Genomic DNA, 18,313 nt, shown 5'->3' with positions numbered 1-18,313 from the left:
GTCTGGCGAAAGCCGCGCCGCCTCTCCGTCAGGAGAACAGCAGCGAGGAGAGCTTGCGCCGTGCCGCCAGCGTCGCCTCGTCCATCATGCCCCAGGCGTCGAAGAATTTCAGCAATTGCTGGCGCGCGCCGTCGTCCTGCCAGGTGCGGTCGGCCTTCATGATGGCCAGCAGATTGTCGGCGGCCTCGTCGCGCTGCCCCTTGGCGTTCTGGATCAGCGCCAGGTCGAAGCGCGCCTGGTGGTCCTTGGGGTCGGCCGCCAGCCGCTGCTCGAGCTCGGCAGCGTCACCCAGCGCGGAAGCCTGCTCCGCCAGCGCCATTTTCGCGCGCACGGCGGCAATCGCCGGCGCGTCGGCCTTGTCCGCGGGCGCGCGCTCCAGGACCTCGGCGGCATCATCGACGTTGCCCGCCTCGAAAAGCGTGTCGGCGAGCCCGGCGATGGCGTCGACGTTGTCGGGCGCCTGCTGCAGTATCGCGGCGAATATCTGCGTCGCGGTCGCGAGGTCGCCGGCCTGGCGCGCCTCCTCGGCGGCGGCGAGCGCCTCGGCCAGGTCTTCCTGCGCGCTGTTGTCCGGCCCCGCCACCTTGTCGACGAACTCGCGGATCTTGCTTTCCGGAATGGCGCCCATGAAACCGTCCACCGGCTGCCCGTCGCGGAAGGCGATGACGGCGGGGATCGACTGGATGCCGAGCTGCCCCGCGATCGAGGGATGCTCGTCGATGTTCATCTTGACGAGCTTCACGCGGCCCCGCGCCTCCTGCACGACCTTCTCGAGCGCGGGCGCGAGCTGCTTGCAGGGTCCGCACCACGGCGCCCAGAAATCGACGAGAACCGGCTGGCGCCGCGATTCCTGTATCACGTCGGCGGCGAAGGAGGCGGTCGTCGTGTCCTTGACGACATCCGCGCCCTCCGGACCGTCCTGCCCGCCGGTTCCGTCCTGCGAATATTGCATTGCGTAGCCATCGGCATACGGATTGTCTTGAGCGCTCATGATTTCCCTTCAGATCGGCTGGGGGCCGGCGCCGCCCGCGTGGCGAATGCGAGCCCGATTGCTACAATGTGGCTTTCAGGCGGTCAGTTTCAAGACATGCGCCTGGTGGCCGGTCGATTCGATGAAGCGGACGAGGTCGTCGCGGTCAATCGACGTCGTCGCCTCGTTGGTCAGCGGATGCGCGTTGATCACCTCGTTCTCCATCAGCGTCTCGTCGAGAATAAGCTTCACCCTGCAATTCACGTCGTTGACGATACCGAAGGCGGTCACCGATCCCGGCTGCACGCCGAGCAGCTCCAGCAGCTTTTCCGGCTTTCCGAACGAAACCCGGCCGGACGCGCCGATGACATGATGGATCTGCTTCAGGTCCACCACCGCCTCTTCCCCGACCGTCAGCAGGAAGAAATCGTCCTTCTTGTCCTTCAGGAACAGGTTCTTGGTGTGGGCGCCGGGAATCTCGCCGCGCAATGCCTGCGAATCGGCGACGGTGTAGAGCGGCGGATGTCGCACCGTCGTCGCGACGATGCCCAATCCGGCGAGGTGTTGGAGAAGCTGTTCGGGAGAAAGCTGCATATCGTGGCGTTTTTTTTCGAAAGGTCCACGTTGTTTCTCCACGCGAAGTGCGGCTTCGTCAACCTGTCGATCGCGGCCCGCATCCGTGCGAAGCTCGTTCCTGGCGATTTACCGCCGTTGTTGAAAAATGCCGTTATTTTCCCTGTTGCAATCGAAGCTGAGTTCGGCCATATAGGCGCGGCTTGCGGACGGGTTCCGCACGAGCGGGTGTAGCTCAGGGGTAGAGCACAACCTTGCCAAGGTTGGGGTCGAGGGTTCGAATCCCTTCGCCCGCTCCAGTTTTCAAAAACTGTCCAAAGCCGCGCATCGTCGCGGCTTTCGTGTTTTCCAGGCAAATTGAACATAACCGATCGATGCCGCCGAAAGGCGCCGCATCGAGGTTGTCGCGCGCCGTGGCGAGGCAGCATGAAACCGCGGCATCGTCGTCGACGAGCGGCGCGAACCGGAGCGGTGTTTACCGGATGCGGCTCTGCCTTCCGGCAGCGACGGTAGTCTTTGCCCTGGCATGTGGATGGCGCCCCGATTCGCGCTTAAAGGCCTGCGCCGCGCCGCGCGACTCAGTTATCCTGCCCGCGACTAAACCTTCCGGAAATGGTGCTCGCGGGCTTGCAACCATGCGCTGCAGGCTTTCCACGGATAAATGCGGCCGATCCGATCAAATCCAGCGTCCAGCCCCATGTCGGGCATGATCGTTAACCATTGGTTAACCATCGCCCGCCTAGATCACAGCAACGGAAAATTAACCTAGATGACCAAAGAACTAACAGACACCCGCCCGATCCGACTCAAGGGCCGATCCTTCCTGGCGCTGGTGCTGTCGCCGGAACCGCCCTTCGACGGATGGCTCGCCCGGCTCGACGATCTGGCGGCACGTTCGGCGGGTTTCTTCCTGCGGCGGCCGATCGTCCTCGACGTCGAGAACCTCAATATCGACCGAGCGCAATTGACGGACCTGATCGGCGCGCTCGCGCAACGCAACGTGCAGGTCATGGGCATCGAGGGCGCGCGCCCTTCGCTGCTCGGCCCTGGCCTGCCGCCGGCCATGAGCGGCGGACGCGCGGCGGCCGATTTCGAGGCGCCGTCGGTCGAAGAGGCAGTGGATGCGCGCGGTGACGATCACGGCAGCCCGGCAAAGCCCGCGTCGCCCGCCGAAGCGCAGCCGGTTCGCTCGATGCCTTCCATCATCATCAAGGAACCGGTGCGTTCCGGGCAATCGGTGATCTTTCCCGAAGGCGACGTCACCGTCGTCGGCTCGGTCGCGTCGGGCGCGGAGATCATCGCCGGCGGCTCGATCCACGTCTACGGAACGCTGCGCGGACGCGCCCTGGCGGGATCGGTCGGCAACGCCTCGGCGCGCATCTTCTGCCGCAAGCTGGAGGCGGAGCTGCTCGCGATCGACGGCCTCTACAAGACGGCGGAGGACATGGACCGCAAGCTGCGCGGCCAGGCCGTCCAGTTCTGGTTGGAAGGCGACGCGATCATGGCGGAAACACTGAACTGAGCTGCGGCGGACGGGAGAACAGGAGAGCGAAATGGCGAAAGTAATCGTGGTCACATCGGGCAAGGGAGGCGTCGGCAAGACGACTTCCACCGCCGCGCTCGGCGCGGCGCTGGCGCAGCGCAACGAGAAGACGGTGGTCGTCGACTTCGACGTCGGCCTGCGCAATCTCGACCTCGTCATGGGCGCGGAGCGCCGGGTCGTCTACGACCTGATCAACGTCATCCAGGGCGACGCCAAGCTGACGCAGGCGCTGATCCGCGACAAGCGGCTGGAAACGCTCCACCTGCTGCCGGCATCGCAGACCCGCGACAAGGACAATCTGACGGCCGACGGCGTCGAGCGGGTGATCGACGAATTGAGGAAGTCCTTCGACTGGATCATCTGCGACAGCCCGGCCGGCATCGAGCGCGGCGCGACGCTCGCCATGCGCCACGCCGACGTGGCGGTGGTGGTGACCAATCCGGAAGTCTCCTCGGTGCGCGATTCGGACCGCATCATCGGCCTTCTCGACGCCAAGACCGCCAGGGCCGAGCGCGGCGACCGGGTGGAGAAGCATTTGCTGCTGACCCGCTACGACGCCGCCCGCGCCGAGCGCGGCGACATGCTGAAGGTCGACGACGTGCTCGAAATCCTGTCGATCCCGCTGCTCGGCATCATCCCCGAGAGCATGGACGTGCTGCGCGCCTCCAATCTCGGCGCGCCGGTCACGCTTGCCGACAACCGCAGCGCGCCGGCGCTCGCCTATCTCGACGCGGCGCGCCGGCTCGCCGGCGAAGCGGTTCCGATGGCCATTCCGGGCGAGAAGCGCGGACTGTTCAGCAAGATATTCGGAAGGAGGGCGGCATGAGCATCTTCAACTTCTTCAGCAAGAAGAGCTCGGCACCGACGGCGCGCGAGCGCCTGCAGGTGCTGCTCGCCCATGAACGGGCTTCCGTCGGCCATTCCGACCTGGTGGCGCAACTGCGCGAGGAAATCCTCGCCGTCATCGCCAAGCACGTCCAGGTCGACGGCGACAAGGTCAAGGTGAAGATGGACCGCGGCGAGCAGGTCTCGACGCTGGAAGTCGACATCGAGATCCCGCTGAAGGCGGGAGTGCGGGCGGCCTGACGCAGCCGCCCTTAACCGCGGCACGTTGAGCCGCCCGACCGAAGGAAAGGAGACGAGCATGACGCGCGTCGCACTTCTCGAACGCCTCAAGGAACTCCAGCAGATGCCGAAGTTCCAGAACCGCGACATCCGCACGATCAGCGCGATGATGTCCAACGAGGCGCTGGCCAAGCACGTGGAGGTCTGCGAGGCGGCGGCCGGCGCATCGAGCGCCTCGGCCTCGCACGCCGGCTAGCGCTCTCGCCGCGGCGCAAGCGCGGCTGGCGGTCCTGGCGCGATCCTGTCGCTATTCGGCCGTCCCGTCGGAAGATCGGGACACGAACTCCGAGATGGTCGCGATCTCGCCCGCGCCGTAATTCACCACTCCCGCAAACGGCCCGGGACGATCTTCCGAGGCCAGGGAAGGCAGCAGCGGACGACACTCCGCCCTCACCGTGGTGGGGCGGAGTATGACCTGGGAACTCGAATTCAGTATCAGGCAGCCGGTTACCGGCTCCGCTCCGCCATCGGCTTTGGTCGACTTGACCATGAGCGTCACCGGCAGGTGGCCGCCGCTTCCCAGCACGCGCAGGGCGATGCCGCCCACATAGGACGGGCCCGGCCAGAACAACACCGCGAAGATCAGCAATGCACCGCTCGCGGCGGAAAGCTGGAGCGGCGTGAACGCGGCGATATTCATCGCCCAATGCAGGCCGACAAGCGCGGCGAAGAAGACGATGACGAGCGCAGGCATGGGAATCCCCTGCAGTCCGGCGACGGCATCGGACAGAATCGCGGTCAGGAACGACGCGATGAACACGACGGCGAAGACGGAAACGAAGGAGGCGAACGATGACGCCAGCAGGAACTCTCCAAAGCCGGCAAGGGAACGGTTTCGCACCCGATAGATGGCCACTAGCCCAATGACAGCTCCCACCATCGCAAGGCCGAGCATCGGCGCGAGGGCGCCGGGAAAGCGATCGACGAGAAAGGTAGATGCGACCATCACCAGCATGAAGGCGAGAAATGGCGGGTAGAACGACAGATACGCTTTCGTATATGCCCACACCCATCCCGGCCTTCGAGGGCTTCCTGCAAAGAGTTCGCCGAACAGCTTCCTTGTGTTCTCGCCGGCAAGCATCATCTTCGATGCTCCCGGCAGGAGCAGTATCAGAACCATAATTCCGAATACGGTCGTCAAGGTGGCCGCGAGGAAAAGCAGAAACAGCGCGCTCGCTCCGTCCGGAGGAAGCCCGGCCCCCGAACGGTTGAGATAGGCGACGAGCACGATCGCCCCCAGGATCGAGGCGATGGGAACGACCACCTTCACGATGCTGGAGATGAGGTCGGCCGCTCGTTCCAGGAGCGCTTCGGTTTCCTTGAAGGAAATGGTCCGCATGGAAATCGTGCTCTTCATGAAATTCGATCGATCCCGGGCGGCACCATCCGCCCGGGATCGATGACGGTTCTAGTTTCTAAACCGCTCAGGCGGCCAGCAGATTGGCCTCGGCGAATTCGTAATTCGCAAGCTTGTCGAGGAAATTCGCGGCATAGTCCGGCCTGCGATTGCGGAAGTCGATGTAGTAGCTGTGCTCCCATACATCGAGGCCGAGCAGCGGCTTGCCCTCGCCCGTGGCGAGCGGATTGGAGCCGTTCGGCGTCTTGGTGACGGCGAGCCTGCCGTCGCCGCCGAGGACCAGCCAGGCCCAGCCCGATCCGAACTGCCCGACGGCCGCCGCCTTGAAGGCGTCCTTGAAGGCCGCAACGCTGCCGAAATCGGAAACGATCTTCTCTTCGAGCTTGCCCGGCAGGCGCCCGCCCCTTGGGCTCAATGCCTGCCAGAAATGGATGTGGTTCCAGTGCTGTCCGGCATTGTTGAAGACCGGCGCCAGTTCCGGCCGGCCGCTGGCATGAGCGATGATCTCCTCGAGCGACTTGCCCTTGAGCGCGTCGTCCTTCTCGACGAAGCCGTTCAGCGCCGTCACATAGGCCTGGTGATGCTTGTCGTGATGGAACTCGAGCGTTTCGCGGCTCATGCCGCCCTCGCCCAGATCGTCGTATCCGTAGGGAAGTGCCGGAAGCTCGAAAGCCATTTCTCAATCTCCTTTGCTGAAGCCTGCGCGCTTGCGATGGCGCGGCGCTGCGGCTATTTAAACAAGCATCCACTTTGAAAACCGGCGCCGAGAATATGTCAAGTCGAAACTTGGAAAATAGCTGGGGCCCGCGCGGCCCATCCGAACGCATTCTCATGGCGCTGAAGATGCATGGCGCGCTGTCGAGCGCGCGGCTGGGCGAGCTTCTGAAGATAACCGGCGAGGCGGCGCGCCAGCAGCTCACGCGGCTCGCCGAGGACGGCCTGGTGGAAGCCGCGCCGGAGATAAGGGGCGTGGGCCGCCCGAGGCAGAACTGGAGCCTGACCGCGAAGGCGCAGGCGCGCTTTCCCGACACGCATGCCGACCTGACCGTCCAACTGCTCGGGATCGTCCGTGCCGAGCTCGGGGAACAAGCCCTTGAAAGGATGATCTCCAAGCGGGAGGAACTGACCAGACGCGGCTACGCCCAGGCGCTGGAACGCTGCTCCGATCTCAAGCAAAAGGTCGCCCTTCTCGCCGCCATCCGCAGCGGCGAAGGCTACATGGCCGAATGGAGGGAGGAGGAGGACGGCTCGCTGACGCTCATCGAGAACCATTGCCCGATCTGCGCCGCAGCCGCCGCCTGCCGCGGCTTCTGCCGGGCAGAGATGGAGGTGTTCCAGTCCGTGCTGGGGCCGGATGTCGCCATCGCGCGCGAGGAGCACCTGCTTTCGGGCGGCCGGCGCTGCACCTACTCGATCCGCGAGCGTGCGGAACAGCCGGCGAGTTGAGCGCGCCGGAAGCATCGACGTAAACTCACGCCTCGGCCGTTTCGGGCCCGGCATTCGCGTAGCGCCGCGCCAGCATCGCGCCGACGATGATCTGGATCTGGTTGTAGAGCATGATCGGAAGCACGATCATGCCGAAGCCGGGAGCGCCGGCGAAAAGCACCTGCGCTAGGGGCAGGCCGGAGGCCAGGCTTTTCTTGGAGCCGCAGAACACCGCCGCGATCTCGTCGCCCCTCGAAAAGCCGAGGCGCCGCGCGCCGAAAGTGGTGAAGGCAAGGATCGCCGCCAACAGCGCCACGCAGAGGATCGCGGCAAGCGCGAGCGCTCCGACCGGCAATGTCCTCCAAAGACCCGCGGCGACCGATTGCGAGAAGGCGGAATAGATGATCAGCACGATCACCGACTGATCGTACTGCTCCAGCCGGTGCTTGTGGCGCGCCATGAAGTCGGCGACCCTGGTGTGGATCGCCTGGCCGAGCGCGAAAGGCAGCAGGAGCTCGAGGAGAACGTCGCGCAGGGCATGCGTCAGGTCGATGGCGCCGGCGGCGGAGGCGCTGATGAAGAGCGTCATCAGCAGCGGCGTCAGAAGCAGCCCGAACACGTTCGACCCCGCCGAATTGCACACGGCCGCCGGCACGTTTCCCTTTGCCATCGCCGTGAACGCGATCGAGGAAGAGACCGCCGAAGGCAGCACCGCCAGATAGACGAAGCCGAGCCTCAGATCGGTCGGCAGGATGCTCTCCGGCAGCAGGCCGAGAGGCTGGATCGCGATCGGAAAGACGATGAAGGTCGTCGCGAAGATGAACAGGTGCAGCTGCCACTGCTTCAGTCCGGAAAGTATCGCCCTGTGCGGCAGGGCGGCGCCATGCGCGAAGAACAGGATACCGACACCGATGGTGCCCAGCCGGTCCACCACCGTCGCGGCCTGCCCCTCCGCGGGAAGGAAGCTGGCCACCAGCACCGCGGCCAGCATCAGGATCAGGAATGGATCGAGCTTGATTCTCATGGTTCGCATCGCCTCGAACATCGGCGGCGAACGCCGCCTGCCACAAATTCGCCGGCTGGGTTACACGCGCGTCGAACTGGTCTACAAATTGGTCTGGAAAGGAGGTGAGGAACGATGCCGTCGCGAATTCGTGTCGAGGATGCGGTCACCCGGCTGCGACGCCATTTCGACCGGTCCGGACTGGGTCCGCAGGATCGGGTGGAGCCGGAACGCCGGCTTGCCGAAAAGCTGGGATGCAGCCGCGAGACCCTGCGCCGTGCGCTCGGACGGCTCGAGCGGGAAGGGCTGATCTGGCGCCATCAGGGAAAGGGCACGTTCATCGGGCCGCGACCGCGCGGAGACTATGTGCCGCCGCAATTGCTCTACGATATGGCGTCACCGGCAGATTTCATGGAGGCGCGTCTCGTCATCGAACCGTCGATAGCGGCCGCGGCCGCCGATACCGCAAGCGCCGGGGAAGTGGCCGCCTTGCGGCAACTGGCGCTGGAAACCGGGCGGGCGGAAGACTGGCGGCGCTACGAGGCTGCGGACGATGCCTTCCACAAGGCGATCGCACATGCGACCGGCAATCCTTTGCTCGCCGCCGCTCTGGAGACCCTGGCTTCGGTGCGTGGGCGCATGCGCTGGCAGCGCCGCCACGATGCTGTTTTTCGCGAAGCGCACAGAAAGGAATATGCCGCCAGGCAGGGCGCCATGCATCTGCGGGTTGTCGATGCCATAGCCGCTCGCGACGCGGCCGGCGCGCGGGCAGCCATGGCCGAGCACCTCGCGGTTATCAGGAGCCTCGTCGAATAGTCGCCGAGGACGACATCGCCGCTCAGTGCCGGTCGGCGACGAGGCCGATCGCCGGCACGGCGAGCGCGGCGATCATGCCCGCCGCGGCAAAGAAGACGCCATAGCCGAAATGCTCCGCCACATAACCGGCCGCAACGCCGCCGGCCATGCTCACCAGCGCATCCATGCACTGGAAGAGCGTGAAATCGACGCCGGCCTGCTTCGGATCGGACCAGCGCATGAACTGCGCATAGAGCGCCACGAAGCCGACGGCGAGGATGCCGGACGAACTGGCCACCGCAACGACCATCAAAAGCGTGGCCGCCGCGCTGTCGCCGAAATCGTAGGCCGCGAAGAAGGCGAAGCACGCCGCCTGCAGGATGAGCGCCGTCACCAGCACGCTGCGAATGCCCCACGGCCTCACCAGCGCGCCGCCCAGCAGGGCGGCGGCAACGCCGACGAACATGCTGCCGACGCCGTTGAGCAGGCCGACGGTGGCGAGGTCCAGCCCGGCATCGATGAGAAACGGACCGAGCATCGCCAGCCCGGCTTTCTGCGCGATCACGTAGATCGCGGCGGCCGCCAGCCCGCGGCGGATCTCCCGTCTTCTCAGCGCGGAGCGAAGCGACGGCACGTGGCCGCGCACCTCGTGCGCCTCGCGGCGCGAAGCGCCGAGCAGGAAAGGCAGGCCGAGCAGGAACAGAAGCAGCGCCATGCTCCACACCGCGAGCCGCCAGCCGGAAACGTCGACGAGGACGAGAAAAAGCCCTGCTCCGATCGCCGAGCCCAGATAGGCGCCGCCAACCTGCGCGGCGTTGCCCCAGCCGTGGTGCTCGCTGGACAGGCTCTGCACCGCATAGCCGTCGCAGGCGATGTCGACCGTAGCCGCGGCGAATGCCACCACCGTCAGGCAGGCGATCAGCGGAATGAAAGCCGCCGGGCCGATGGCGCCGACGACGGCGAGGCCGATGATCGAGACGAGGCCGCCGGCAAGCACGATGGTTGCCGTGCGCGCCGGCCCCGTCGAGGGAAGGCGGTATCGCTCCACCGCCGGCGCCCAGAGGAATTTGAGCGCCCAGGGCAGGATGATCAGCGAAAGCAGGCCGATGCGGTCGAGCGGAAGTCCCTCGGCGCGCATGACCGCCGGCAACCCGCTCCAGGTGATGCCGCCGATAACGCTTTGCGCGACATAGAGCCCGCCGACCGTCGCGAAGACGCCGATCGGCGAGGGCCGCGCCTGAACCTCGCGCTCTCGCTGCATCAGAAGCGATAGCGCAGGCTGCCGAAGACCGAGCGGCCTTCGTCGAGATAGCAGTTTCCGACCGTGCAGATCTGCTTGCGCGTGTCGAGCAGGTTCTTCGCGTTGACCTGCAGCATCAGGCCGTCGAGTTCGGGATTGCGGGCGCCGAAATCGTAGGAGATCGCTGCGTCGACGAAGGCGCGATCGGCGTTCTTGAACGTGTTCTGGTCGTCGCCATAACTCTCGCCGACATAGCGCACGCCGGCACCCAGGCCGAGCCCTGCAAGCGCGCCTTCCTGGAAGTCGTAGCGGCCCCAGAGCGAGAAGATGTGATTGGGCGTGGAGGAGAGCTCGTTGCCGACCGTTCCGGGCAATCCCTCTTCGATCTTCATGCGCATATAGGTGTAGGAGGCGATCAGGCCGAAGCCGTTGTCGAAGGAGGCGTTGGCCTCCAGCTCGAAGCCGCGCGAGCTCAGGTCGAGCTGACGCTGACGCTGGTTGCCGGCGTCGTCGAACGTACCGTCGAGCACCACGCCATTCTTCTGCGAGATGTCGAAATAGGCGGCGCTGACGACCGCGTTGGTATCGGGAATCTCGTATTTGACGCCGAACTCGATCTGCTCGGCCTTGGTCGGCTGCGCGGGGCGTCGCTCGTTTGTCACCCCGTCGTAGACGAAGCCGAGATTGGGCGAGAACGAGGTCGAGTAGTTGGCATAGGGAATGACGCCCCAATCGGTCCTGTAGGAGAGCGCGACGCGGCCGGAAAATTCCCGGTCGGTCTGGTTCGTTTCCCGTTCCAGATAGTCGACGCTCTTGGTGTCGACCCAATCGTGCCGCCCGCTCAGAAAAAGCGTCCAGTTGTTCCACTTCATCTGGTCGTGCAGATAGACGCCGTATTGGCTGGTCTCCTGGCTGCCGGCGAAGGAGAACGGCGCCGACCTGATATCCTCGACGGAAACATATGAGCGAGCCGAGTGGGCGTCGTAGTCAGACCAGCCATAGTCGAAGCCGGCGATCGCCGTGTGCTCGACCGGGCCGGTGTCGAACTCGAATTGCGCCATGTTGTCGACGACGAAGTTCTTCGTCTTCTCCTTGTAGTGACCCCAACTGCGGCCGGGGTATTCGCAATTGTAGTATTCGAGTTCGTCCGGATCGGTGCAGAACCCGCTATATTTGAGGTCGGAATCGACGGCGCTGTAGCGCAGGTTCTGGCGCACCGTGAGCAGATCGTTGAAGCGGTGCTCGAATTCGTAGCCGATGCGGCCCTGCTTGTTCTTGAAATCGTTCCAGGCCGGATCGCCGGAATAGATGTCGGAGGCGGTACCGTAGGTGGGATTGTAGAAGAAGGCGGTGGAACCGGTGACCGACTGCGAATATTCGCTGAGGATCGTCAGCTTGGTGTCCTCGTCCGGCTTGAAGGTGAGGGCCGGCGCCAGATAGAGCTTGTCGTCGGAATAGCCCGGCAGATCGGTATCGGACAGCCTTCCAAGGCCGGTCATGCGGTAGAGGATGGTCTTCTCGTCGTTCACCGGACCTGAGAAGTCGAACGCCGCCTGGTAGCGGTCGTTGTTGCCGAACAGCGCCTCGACCTCGCGGAACTGCTCGTCCTTCGGCCGCTTGGTCACGATGTTGACGATGCCGCCGGCGCCGCTGACGCCGTAGAGCGAGGAGGCCGGGCCCTTGAGGACCGTGATGCCCTCCATCCCGTAGGGCTCGGTCTTGAACCAGGCGGAAGGACCGTTGTACTGGCGCAGACCGTCACGGAAGATGCTGTTGTAGTGAGCCGGAAAGCCGCGCAGGTAGAAGGCGTCGTAGCGGCTGTCGAAGCCGTAGCCGTTGGGATTGGCGCTGGCGGTGTAGCCGAGCGCCTCGTTGAGGGTCCGCGGCTTCTGGTCCTCGATCTGGTCCTGCGTCACCACCGAGATCGATTGCGGTATTTCGGCGAGCGGCGTGTCGATCTTCGAGCCAATGCGGTCCTGGCGCGCCACATAGCCGTCCTGGACTAGGATGTCGCCGCTCTCCGCCTCCACCGTCAGCCGCTCGAGCATGATCGTCTCCGAGCCGTCCTGGGCGAGCGCTCCGTGCGACTGCACGACGAGCGCGGCGGCACCTCCCATCAATGCCAGCTTCAGGCTTCCGCTTGTCGATCGGGCGCGCATGAGACCTCTCCACATCCCTCGGTTCGGTTTGGATGTAGCGCCTCACAAAATTGAGTTTTGGAGTCAAGTTAAAATGTCGCCGCCGCGCGCCGCGCGCGTCGGCATGTTGCGCAGGGGTAACGGTCGGGCCGGATATGCGTCACGGCGGCATACGGCCGACGAGGCGAAAGAAAATATGCGACGTCACCAGCACCTCGGGATCGGCGAGATGACGCTCAAGCGCCTCGATGTCCCTGTCGAGATCCGCCTGCGCGATGAAGCCTCCCTCCAGCAGCCCGCCGCGCACATTGTTGATGAAATCGCGGAGGATCGGCCGCCGGTCGTGGCCGGGTGGATAGACATGCAGGATCGCATCGACATGGATGTCCTCGACGCCGGCGTCGCGAAACAGGCGATGGGTGCGCCGGCCGACGTGGAGGTCGATCCCCTGAGCCTCCGAATAGGCGCCATAGGCTTCGAGAAGCCGGCTCCAGGCAGGCAGCGACGGGTCGCACAGATGCGCCAGATAGTCCGCTTCGAAGCTGGCGACCCAGCCGCCGGGCCGCACGAGCGACACCATTTCGCGCACGATACGTTCGGGCTGCGGCACGTTGACGAGGACGAGCCGCATATGCGCGCCGTCGAAGGAGGCGCGCGGCAACCCGGTATCGTAGGCGTCGCCTTCGCGAACCTCCACCTGCGTCAGCCCGTGGCCGGCGGCGAAGCGGCGGGCGAGATCGACGAAATGCGGGCTGCGCTCGATGCCGAGAACCGAGCCGGTGTGGCCGACGCGCTTGCCGAGCAGGTGCAGCACCCCGCCGGGACCGCAGCCGAGATCGACGACGCGTTCACCCGGCCTTATGCCTATCCGGTCGAGCTGCGCGTCGGAATCGGGCGCGAGATTGGCGATCTGGCCCTTGAGGCGAGCTTCCTCTGCTTCGGCGCGGCCAAGCAGATATGTGTCGGGTTCTGCCATGCTCTCCCTCCTCGTCGGCGGGAACTGGACGAGCTGCGGCTATTTTATAGGTGTCCGGCGGAACCGGCAAAAGCTGCCCAAAAAGCTTAAGCCGCCGCTTCGGCTGTTCAGGCCGACGATCGCGGCTAGCCGCCGTTGCGATACTCAAGCTTCGGATACCAATCCGCGCCGCGGCCCTCCGGCGTGGTGTCGAGAAGGGTCCACAACGGGTCCATGTCGGGCGCGCCGCGCGGATCCTGGCCGGGATCGACCATGTCGCCGCCGATCTCGCCGCTCCAGAAATGCCGGATCCTGCCGTCCCCGCGGGTGAAGACCGTGTAGCCGGGAACATCCGCGTCCTCCGCGCTGACATAATCGCGCGTATAGGCGCCATCGCTGTCGGAATAGACCTTCAACTGCGTCCATCCCCGCGCCTTCTTGGCCTCGACCAGCCGTTCGATCGGCGAACGCGCGACCATCGCCAGCGCCACGCGCTGCTCGATGTCGGGCACCTTGCCTTCGAACGATCCCATCAGCGACGTGCACATCGGGCACGGTTTCTCGCGCTGCGGGCCGAACATATAGCTGTAGACGACGAGCGTATCCTTGTCGCCGAAGAGCTCGGCGAGGCTGACCGGGCCGGTCTCGCCCGTGAAACGATAGTCCTTCGTCACCTCGCCGCCCGGCGGAAGCCTGCGGCGCAGCTCGGCGACGCGCTCGATATGCCGCCTCAGCTCGATCTCCTCGGCAAGAAGCGCGTTGCGCGCCCTTCTGTACTCGGCGCTTTCGTTCGGAAAGCCGGCGCGGTTCTTCTCCGCCAGTTCCTTGGCGGGAACAAGTTCTGTCTGCGTGTTCATGGCCGCTCCCTGTCGCTTCTCGCGATCCATGTGATCCTGCCCCGCATTAACGTTGATATCAACATAATGGGCCGATGTCAAAGACGAAGGAGCTTCGACCGCCGTCGCGGGGATCGATCCTGACAAACAAATGACGTCGCAGGCCGACGGTCGCGGTTCAAAAAAGCGCCTTGCGGGCAAAAAATGGCGGGACAGGCCCGCCATTTTCCGTTTTTCGCGAATGCGAAGCGATCAGGAGGCGGCTTCCTCGCTCGGCGCCTCTTCGGCCGGAGCGGCAGCGGCCTCGGCGGCGGCTGCTTCGGCGTCAGCCTTTTTGGCGGCGGCTTCTTCCTCGGCCTGCTTGGCGGCGGCGACGCGCTCCTGCGCCTTCTTGCCCGGCTCGGCCTTCTTCGGGTTGCTGCGCGCGTCGCGCTTGGAGATGCCGGCCTCGTCGAGGAAGCGCAACACGCGGTCGGTCGGCAGCGCGCCGTTGGCGAGCCAGTGCTTGATACGCTCCTCGTTTAGCTTCACGCGCTCGCCGTCCTTGGGGAGCATCGGGTTCCACGAGCCGAGCTGCTCGATGAAACGGCCGTCGCGCGGGCTGCGCACGTCGGCGACGACGACATGATAGTAGGGGCGCTTCTTGGAGCCAGCGCGGGCCAGTCGGATTTTCAGTGCCATGGTTTCGGTCCTTTCGATAATGGCATGCTTCAAGCCGGCAATGCGTGCCGGAATTGCAGGCGCGGCTCGCCGCGCAGCGTGGTTGGTGGCATGGGTGCCGCACCCAGCCGTTTCGCTACCGCCTGAGACGGCAGATTCTCGGGGTGAACGAAGCTCATCAGCGGCGGCAGGCCGAGCGCTTCGGCCGCCCAGTCGCGCGCCGCGCGTGCCGCCTCGGCGGCATAGCCGCGGCCTTCGAACCCAGCATAGAGACCCCATGCCAACTCCGGCTCGTCGATATAGGGCGGGTGCCACAGCCCGGCATAGCCGACGATACGCCCTTCCTGCCGCTCTTCGACAGCGAACAGGCCGTAGCCGTTGAGCAGCCACTCGCCCGCCATGGCGGCAAATGCCGTCCAGGCTTGATATTCGTTCTTCGCGCCGCCGATATAGCGGACACGATCCTCGTCCGCGCAGAACGCGGCGTAGGCGGCGAAATCATCCTTTCGCCAGCCCCGCAGCGACAGCCGCTCGGTTTCGAGGACAGGTATCGTCAAGACGCCGTCCTTTCGACCGCATCGGACTGGTTCGCGCCATGCGTCTCGGCGATCGCCTCGTGATGGCGGATGACCTCGCGGACGATGAAGTTCAGGAACTTCTCCGCGAAATCGGGATCGAGATTGGCCTCGTCGGCCAGCCTGCGCAGCCGCTCGATCTGGATCTGCTCGCGCGCCGGATCGGCCGGCGGCAGGCCGTGCGCGGCCTTGAGCATGCCCACGGCCTGGGTGCAGCGGAAACGCTCGGCCAGCATGTGGATCAGCGCGGCATCGATATTGTCGATCGATGCGCGGTAGCCCGCCAGGATTTCCTTCGCCTTTTCCACGTCGTCCGCTTCGCTCATCGTCTCCCTCGTCATTTCTTCTTGCCCAGTCCGGGCAATCCTCCTCCCGGCAGGCCGGGAAGCTTCAATCCGCCGGGCAGGCCGGGCATTCCACCGGGCAACCCGCCCGGCAGGCCCTTGGGAAGGCCGCCGCCGAGACCCGCCGCTTCGGCCTGCTTCTGCAGCGCCTCGAGCTGCTTCGGGTCCATCTTGGAAAGGTCGGGCATGCCGCCCATGCCGCCGAGACCGCCCAGGCCCATCTTCTGCGCCATGCCGCCCATCAGGCCGCGCATCATGCCGCCGCCCTTGCCCTTGCCGCCCATGGCCTTCATCATGTCGGCCATCTGGCGATGCATCTTCAGAAGCTTGTTGATCTGCGCGGCGTCGGTGCCCGAGCCGGCTGCGATGCGCTTCTTGCGGCTGTGCTTGAGGAGATCCGGATTTGCCCGCTCCGCCTTCGTCATCGACTGGATGATGGCGATCTGGCGGCCGAACATCTTGTCGTCCAGGCCGGCGGCCGCCATCTGGTCCTTCATCTTCCCCATGCCCGGCATCAGGCCCATGATGCCGCCCATGCCGCCCATCTTCTGCATCTGGGCGAGCTGGTCGGCCAGGTCGTTCAGGTCGAACTTGCCCGACTGCATCTTCTTGGCCATCGCCGCGGCCTTTTCCGCGTCGATGGTCTCGGCGGCCTTCTCGACGAGGCTGACGATGTCGCCCATGCCGAGGATGCGATCGGCGATGCGCTTGGGATGGAATTCCTCCATCGCATCCATTTTCTCGCCGGTGCCGATCAGCTTGATCGGCTTGCCGGTGACGGCGCGCATGGAAAGCGCCGCGCCACCGCGCCCGTCGCCGTCCATGCGGGTGAGCACGAGACCGGTGATGCCCACGCGCTCGTCGAAATTCTTGGCGAGGTTGACCGCGTCCTGGCCGGTCAGCGAGTCGGCGACGAGCAGGATTTCGTGCGGCGAGGAGACGCGCTTGATGTCGGCCATCTCCGCCATCAGCGGCTCGTCGATATGGGTGCGGCCGGCGGTGTCGAGAATGACCACGTCATGACCGCCGAGCCTAGCCGCCTGGACGGCGCGCTTGGCGATGTCGACCGGCGACTGGCCGGCGACGATCGGCAGCGTCGCGACCTTCACCTGCTCGCCGATCTGGCGAAGCTGCTCCTGCGCGGCCGGGCGGCGCGTGTCGAGCGACGCCATCAGAACCTTCTTGTTCTGACGCTCCGTGAGCCGCTTGGCGATCTTGCCTGTGGTCGTGGTCTTGCCCGAGCCCTGCAGGCCGACCATCATGATGACGACCGGCGCGGGCGCGTTGAGATCGATCGGGGCGCCTTCCGCGCCGAGCGTCTCGATCAGCTCGTCATGGACGATCTTGACGACCATCTGGCCGGGCTTGATCGACTTCAGGACTTCCGCGCCCACCGCCTTCGCGCGCACGCGGTCGACGAAGGGACGCACCACCTCCAGCGCGACGTCGGCCTCGATCAGCGCGCGGCGCACTTCGCGCAGCGCGGCCGAGACGTCGGCTTCCGAAAGCGCGCCACGACCGGTGAGGCCGTTCAATATCGAACCGAGGCGTTCCTGAAGTGATTCAAACATCCGCTTGTCCTGTCCTCTGGCAACCAAATCGACTGCCGAAGAGGTAGTGCCTTTCCGCGCCCGTGCCAAACCCAAAGCCGAAAAGCACCCGGGGGCGCATCGCGCTGCCGGGTGTTGACCTCCGGGATCGATGTGCGATTTCCTGCACAGGGTCGTCCCGGTCGGCGGCTCGGAGTTATCACTCGTCGCTGAATTCGGCGCCTCTAGACAGGAAAACGCCGGCGGAGTCAAGTTTTACCGCGTTTTTCACGCAGGAAGACCGCCGGCGCGCTGCCGGCGGCCTTCTTCACCGTCCGCGATACGAGCTACTGGCGAACGACGTAGACGATGCGTCGTGTCTCGGGCTCGACCAGAACCGGCTGCCCGTTCACATAGACGTAGCGATATTCATAGTCCGGAATCTCCCGGACCTCGACGGTCTCCGGCAGGCTCGCGCCCACCACGGCCTCGCCTTCCAGATAGACCGGCTCGACCTCGTGCTGGAGCACGTAGTCGCGAACTTCCGGCGTGGGTTCGACCAGCACGCTGGTGGCCGCGCCGCCGGTCGCCGCGCCCGCTATGCCGCCGACGGCCGCGCCAACCGGCCCTCCGATGATCGCGCCGGCGACGGCGCCGGTCGCCGCGCCCGCGACACCGCCCGCGGCCACTTCATCCGTATCGTCGTAAGTGACGACGGGAACCTGCATTTCCGCCGGGCGCTCGGTCACGACCACCTCGACACCGCCGCTATCGGCGATCAGATAGTCGGAATAGGCCCAGCCCTGGACGCCGTTATAGCTGACCTGGCACCATCTTCCGCTTTCCAGGCAGCCGTCGAGCATCGCCTCGCCGTCGATGGCGATCGCGCCGATCACCGGATATTGGGGGCCGGGTCCGGCGCGCATGTTGAGATCGGTGGTCGCCACGACGACCGTTTGCGCCATCGCCGCGCCAGTCATCGCAAGAACGGCGCCCGCGGCCGATAAGAGAAGCTTGGTCTTCATTGATCCTACTCCTGTGGCGTTTCCCTTCGCAGCCCTAACGGGCCGGCATATTAGGGAGTTCCGAAAAGACACGAGGAGCCGATGACACTTTATTACAACAGTTGGGATGCAACGTTACTGCCAGGCCCAAGTTCCGGGCGGAGATCACAACATTGTCATCTTCCATTGCGAAGCCACAGCGAGTAAGGCACCGGTAACGGCATTTCGTTTATAAGTGCCG

General features: G+C 65.2%; 21 protein-coding genes and 1 tRNA gene. 8 read left to right on the top strand and 14 right to left on the bottom strand.

The window, feature by feature from the left end; translation table 11 throughout:
* Window positions 1-28 precede the first annotated feature (28 nt).
* Both trxA and XW59_RS02785 read right to left on the bottom strand, forming a co-directional pair.
* Window positions 29-952 (bottom strand): thioredoxin, encoded by a 924-nt coding sequence (gene trxA, locus XW59_RS02790; RefSeq protein WP_246665986.1) that lies wholly within the window; start codon window positions 950-952, stop codon window positions 29-31.
* 114 nt (window positions 953-1,066) lie between these two features.
* Entirely contained in the window at window positions 1,067-1,564 is a 498-nt protein-coding gene (locus tag XW59_RS02785) for a prolyl-tRNA synthetase associated domain-containing protein (protein ID WP_047145554.1), read from the bottom strand.
* A gap of 3 nt (window positions 1,565-1,567) precedes the next feature.
* Between XW59_RS02785 and XW59_RS02780 the strand changes: the two genes are divergently transcribed.
* The 6 genes from XW59_RS02780 (at window position 1,568) to XW59_RS29250 (ending at window position 4,407) form a co-directional block, all read left to right on the top strand.
* Window positions 1,568-1,777 carry a hypothetical protein gene (locus XW59_RS02780; protein WP_082137571.1) on the top strand — a complete coding sequence of 70 codons (210 nt, stop codon included), beginning with the start codon at window positions 1,568-1,570 and terminating at the stop codon, window positions 1,775-1,777.
* Window positions 1,768-1,842 (top strand) — tRNA-Gly (locus XW59_RS02775). The genes XW59_RS02780 and XW59_RS02775 overlap by 10 nt, the downstream gene beginning before the upstream one ends.
* 470 nt (window positions 1,843-2,312) lie before the next feature.
* Window positions 2,313-3,065 (top strand): septum site-determining protein MinC, encoded by a 753-nt coding sequence (gene minC / locus XW59_RS02770; RefSeq protein WP_047145553.1) that lies wholly within the window; start codon window positions 2,313-2,315, stop codon window positions 3,063-3,065.
* Window positions 3,066-3,096: 31 nt separating this feature from the next.
* Entirely contained in the window at window positions 3,097-3,912 is an 816-nt protein-coding gene (minD, locus tag XW59_RS02765) for a septum site-determining protein MinD (protein ID WP_047145552.1), read from the top strand.
* Window positions 3,909-4,172 carry a cell division topological specificity factor MinE gene (minE, locus tag XW59_RS02760; RefSeq protein WP_047145551.1) on the top strand — a complete coding sequence of 88 codons (264 nt, stop codon included), beginning with the start codon at window positions 3,909-3,911 and terminating at the stop codon, window positions 4,170-4,172. The genes minD and minE overlap by 4 nt, the downstream gene beginning before the upstream one ends.
* Before the next feature lie 58 nt (window positions 4,173-4,230).
* Window positions 4,231-4,407, top strand: a complete 177-nt coding sequence (locus XW59_RS29250; RefSeq protein ID WP_170990093.1) for a hypothetical protein — start codon at window positions 4,231-4,233, stop codon at window positions 4,405-4,407.
* A 51-nt stretch (window positions 4,408-4,458) separates the two neighbouring features.
* On the opposite strand, the gene XW59_RS02755 is transcribed toward XW59_RS29250, so the two are convergent.
* Both XW59_RS02755 and XW59_RS02750 read right to left on the bottom strand, forming a co-directional pair.
* Entirely contained in the window at window positions 4,459-5,568 is a 1,110-nt protein-coding gene (locus XW59_RS02755; protein ID WP_137326968.1) for a hypothetical protein, read from the bottom strand.
* A gap of 67 nt (window positions 5,569-5,635) precedes the next feature.
* A complete protein-coding gene (locus XW59_RS02750) occupies window positions 5,636-6,244 on the bottom strand; it encodes a superoxide dismutase (protein WP_047145549.1) in 609 nt (202 codons plus the stop codon).
* Window positions 6,245-6,399: 155 nt separating this feature from the next.
* Here XW59_RS02750 and XW59_RS02745 point away from each other — a divergent pair, with 155 nt between their 5' ends.
* On the top strand, window positions 6,400-7,014 hold the full coding sequence (locus tag XW59_RS02745; RefSeq protein ID WP_246665974.1) for a MarR family transcriptional regulator: 615 nt from the start codon (window positions 6,400-6,402) through the stop codon (window positions 7,012-7,014).
* A gap of 25 nt (window positions 7,015-7,039) precedes the next feature.
* Here the strand turns inward: XW59_RS02745 and XW59_RS02740 are convergent, their stop codons facing one another.
* Window positions 7,040-8,017: a bile acid:sodium symporter family protein gene (locus XW59_RS02740; RefSeq protein WP_052958147.1), complete on the bottom strand. Its 978-nt coding sequence runs from the start codon at window positions 8,015-8,017 to the stop codon at window positions 7,040-7,042.
* 114 nt (window positions 8,018-8,131) lie between these two features.
* On the opposite strand from XW59_RS02740, the gene XW59_RS02735 reads away from it, so the two are divergent.
* Window positions 8,132-8,812: an FCD domain-containing protein gene (locus tag XW59_RS02735; RefSeq protein WP_047145548.1), complete on the top strand. Its 681-nt coding sequence runs from the start codon at window positions 8,132-8,134 to the stop codon at window positions 8,810-8,812.
* Window positions 8,813-8,834: 22 nt separating this feature from the next.
* Here the strand turns inward: XW59_RS02735 and XW59_RS02730 are convergent, their stop codons facing one another.
* The 9 genes from XW59_RS02730 to XW59_RS02690 form a co-directional block, all read right to left on the bottom strand.
* Window positions 8,835-10,052: an MFS transporter gene (locus XW59_RS02730; protein WP_047145547.1), complete on the bottom strand. Its 1,218-nt coding sequence runs from the start codon at window positions 10,050-10,052 to the stop codon at window positions 8,835-8,837.
* Complete coding sequence (locus tag XW59_RS02725; protein ID WP_082137570.1) at window positions 10,052-12,190, bottom strand: TonB-dependent siderophore receptor; 2,139 nt, start codon at window positions 12,188-12,190, stop codon at window positions 10,052-10,054. Before XW59_RS02725 ends, XW59_RS02730 begins: the two co-directional genes overlap by 1 nt.
* A 139-nt stretch (window positions 12,191-12,329) precedes the next feature.
* Entirely contained in the window at window positions 12,330-13,145 is an 816-nt protein-coding gene (locus XW59_RS02720; protein WP_047145546.1) for a methyltransferase domain-containing protein, read from the bottom strand.
* A 125-nt stretch (window positions 13,146-13,270) separates the two neighbouring features.
* Entirely contained in the window at window positions 13,271-13,981 is a 711-nt protein-coding gene (locus tag XW59_RS02715) for a DUF899 family protein (protein WP_047145689.1), read from the bottom strand.
* Between the two features lie 231 nt (window positions 13,982-14,212).
* Complete coding sequence (gene rpsP / locus XW59_RS02710) at window positions 14,213-14,641, bottom strand: 30S ribosomal protein S16 (protein WP_047145688.1); 429 nt, start codon at window positions 14,639-14,641, stop codon at window positions 14,213-14,215.
* A 29-nt stretch (window positions 14,642-14,670) separates the two neighbouring features.
* Window positions 14,671-15,177 carry a GNAT family N-acetyltransferase gene (locus XW59_RS02705; protein WP_047145545.1) on the bottom strand — a complete coding sequence of 169 codons (507 nt, stop codon included), beginning with the start codon at window positions 15,175-15,177 and terminating at the stop codon, window positions 14,671-14,673.
* Window positions 15,174-15,521, bottom strand: coding sequence for a chorismate mutase (locus tag XW59_RS02700; protein WP_047145687.1), 348 nt, complete (start codon window positions 15,519-15,521; stop codon window positions 15,174-15,176). Before XW59_RS02700 ends, XW59_RS02705 begins: the two co-directional genes overlap by 4 nt.
* A gap of 11 nt (window positions 15,522-15,532) precedes the next feature.
* Window positions 15,533-17,110: a signal recognition particle protein gene (gene ffh, locus XW59_RS02695; protein WP_047145544.1), complete on the bottom strand. Its 1,578-nt coding sequence runs from the start codon at window positions 17,108-17,110 to the stop codon at window positions 15,533-15,535.
* A gap of 305 nt (window positions 17,111-17,415) precedes the next feature.
* Entirely contained in the window at window positions 17,416-18,093 is a 678-nt protein-coding gene (locus tag XW59_RS02690) for a DUF1236 domain-containing protein (protein ID WP_047145543.1), read from the bottom strand.
* Window positions 18,094-18,313 lie beyond the last annotated feature (220 nt).

It is taken from the genome of Aquamicrobium sp. LC103, from assembly GCF_001014615.2.
GTDB lineage: Bacteria > Pseudomonadota > Alphaproteobacteria > Rhizobiales > Rhizobiaceae > LBCQ02.
This window is presented reverse-complemented; position numbering and strand designations above follow the sequence as displayed.

Coding starts and splice junctions, on each gene's coding strand:
- XW59_RS02750 (WP_047145549.1), bottom strand. CDS start 6,244: ATGGCTTTCGAGCTTCCGGCACTTCCCTACGGATACGACGATCTGGGC.
- trxA (WP_246665986.1), bottom strand. CDS start 952: ATGCAATATTCGCAGGACGGAACCGGCGGGCAGGACGGTCCGGAGGGC.
- XW59_RS02740 (WP_052958147.1), bottom strand. CDS start 8,017: ATGAGAATCAAGCTCGATCCATTCCTGATCCTGATGCTGGCCGCGGTG.
- minD (WP_047145552.1), top strand. CDS start 3,097: ATGGCGAAAGTAATCGTGGTCACATCGGGCAAGGGAGGCGTCGGCAAG.
- XW59_RS02720 (WP_047145546.1), bottom strand. CDS start 13,145: ATGGCAGAACCCGACACATATCTGCTTGGCCGCGCCGAAGCAGAGGAA.
- minE (WP_047145551.1), top strand. CDS start 3,909: ATGAGCATCTTCAACTTCTTCAGCAAGAAGAGCTCGGCACCGACGGCG.
- XW59_RS02690 (WP_047145543.1), bottom strand. CDS start 18,093: ATGAAGACCAAGCTTCTCTTATCGGCCGCGGGCGCCGTTCTTGCGATG.
- XW59_RS29250 (WP_170990093.1), top strand. CDS start 4,231: ATGACGCGCGTCGCACTTCTCGAACGCCTCAAGGAACTCCAGCAGATG.
- ffh (WP_047145544.1), bottom strand. CDS start 17,110: ATGTTTGAATCACTTCAGGAACGCCTCGGTTCGATATTGAACGGCCTC.
- XW59_RS02755 (WP_137326968.1), bottom strand. CDS start 5,568: ATGAAGAGCACGATTTCCATGCGGACCATTTCCTTCAAGGAAACCGAA.
- XW59_RS02735 (WP_047145548.1), top strand. CDS start 8,132: ATGCCGTCGCGAATTCGTGTCGAGGATGCGGTCACCCGGCTGCGACGC.
- XW59_RS02725 (WP_082137570.1), bottom strand. CDS start 12,190: ATGCGCGCCCGATCGACAAGCGGAAGCCTGAAGCTGGCATTGATGGGA.
- XW59_RS02700 (WP_047145687.1), bottom strand. CDS start 15,521: ATGAGCGAAGCGGACGACGTGGAAAAGGCGAAGGAAATCCTGGCGGGC.
- rpsP (WP_047145688.1), bottom strand. CDS start 14,641: ATGGCACTGAAAATCCGACTGGCCCGCGCTGGCTCCAAGAAGCGCCCC.
- XW59_RS02730 (WP_047145547.1), bottom strand. CDS start 10,052: ATGCAGCGAGAGCGCGAGGTTCAGGCGCGGCCCTCGCCGATCGGCGTC.
- XW59_RS02785 (WP_047145554.1), bottom strand. CDS start 1,564: ATGCAGCTTTCTCCCGAACAGCTTCTCCAACACCTCGCCGGATTGGGC.
- XW59_RS02745 (WP_246665974.1), top strand. CDS start 6,400: ATGGCGCTGAAGATGCATGGCGCGCTGTCGAGCGCGCGGCTGGGCGAG.
- minC (WP_047145553.1), top strand. CDS start 2,313: ATGACCAAAGAACTAACAGACACCCGCCCGATCCGACTCAAGGGCCGA.
- XW59_RS02715 (WP_047145689.1), bottom strand. CDS start 13,981: ATGAACACGCAGACAGAACTTGTTCCCGCCAAGGAACTGGCGGAGAAG.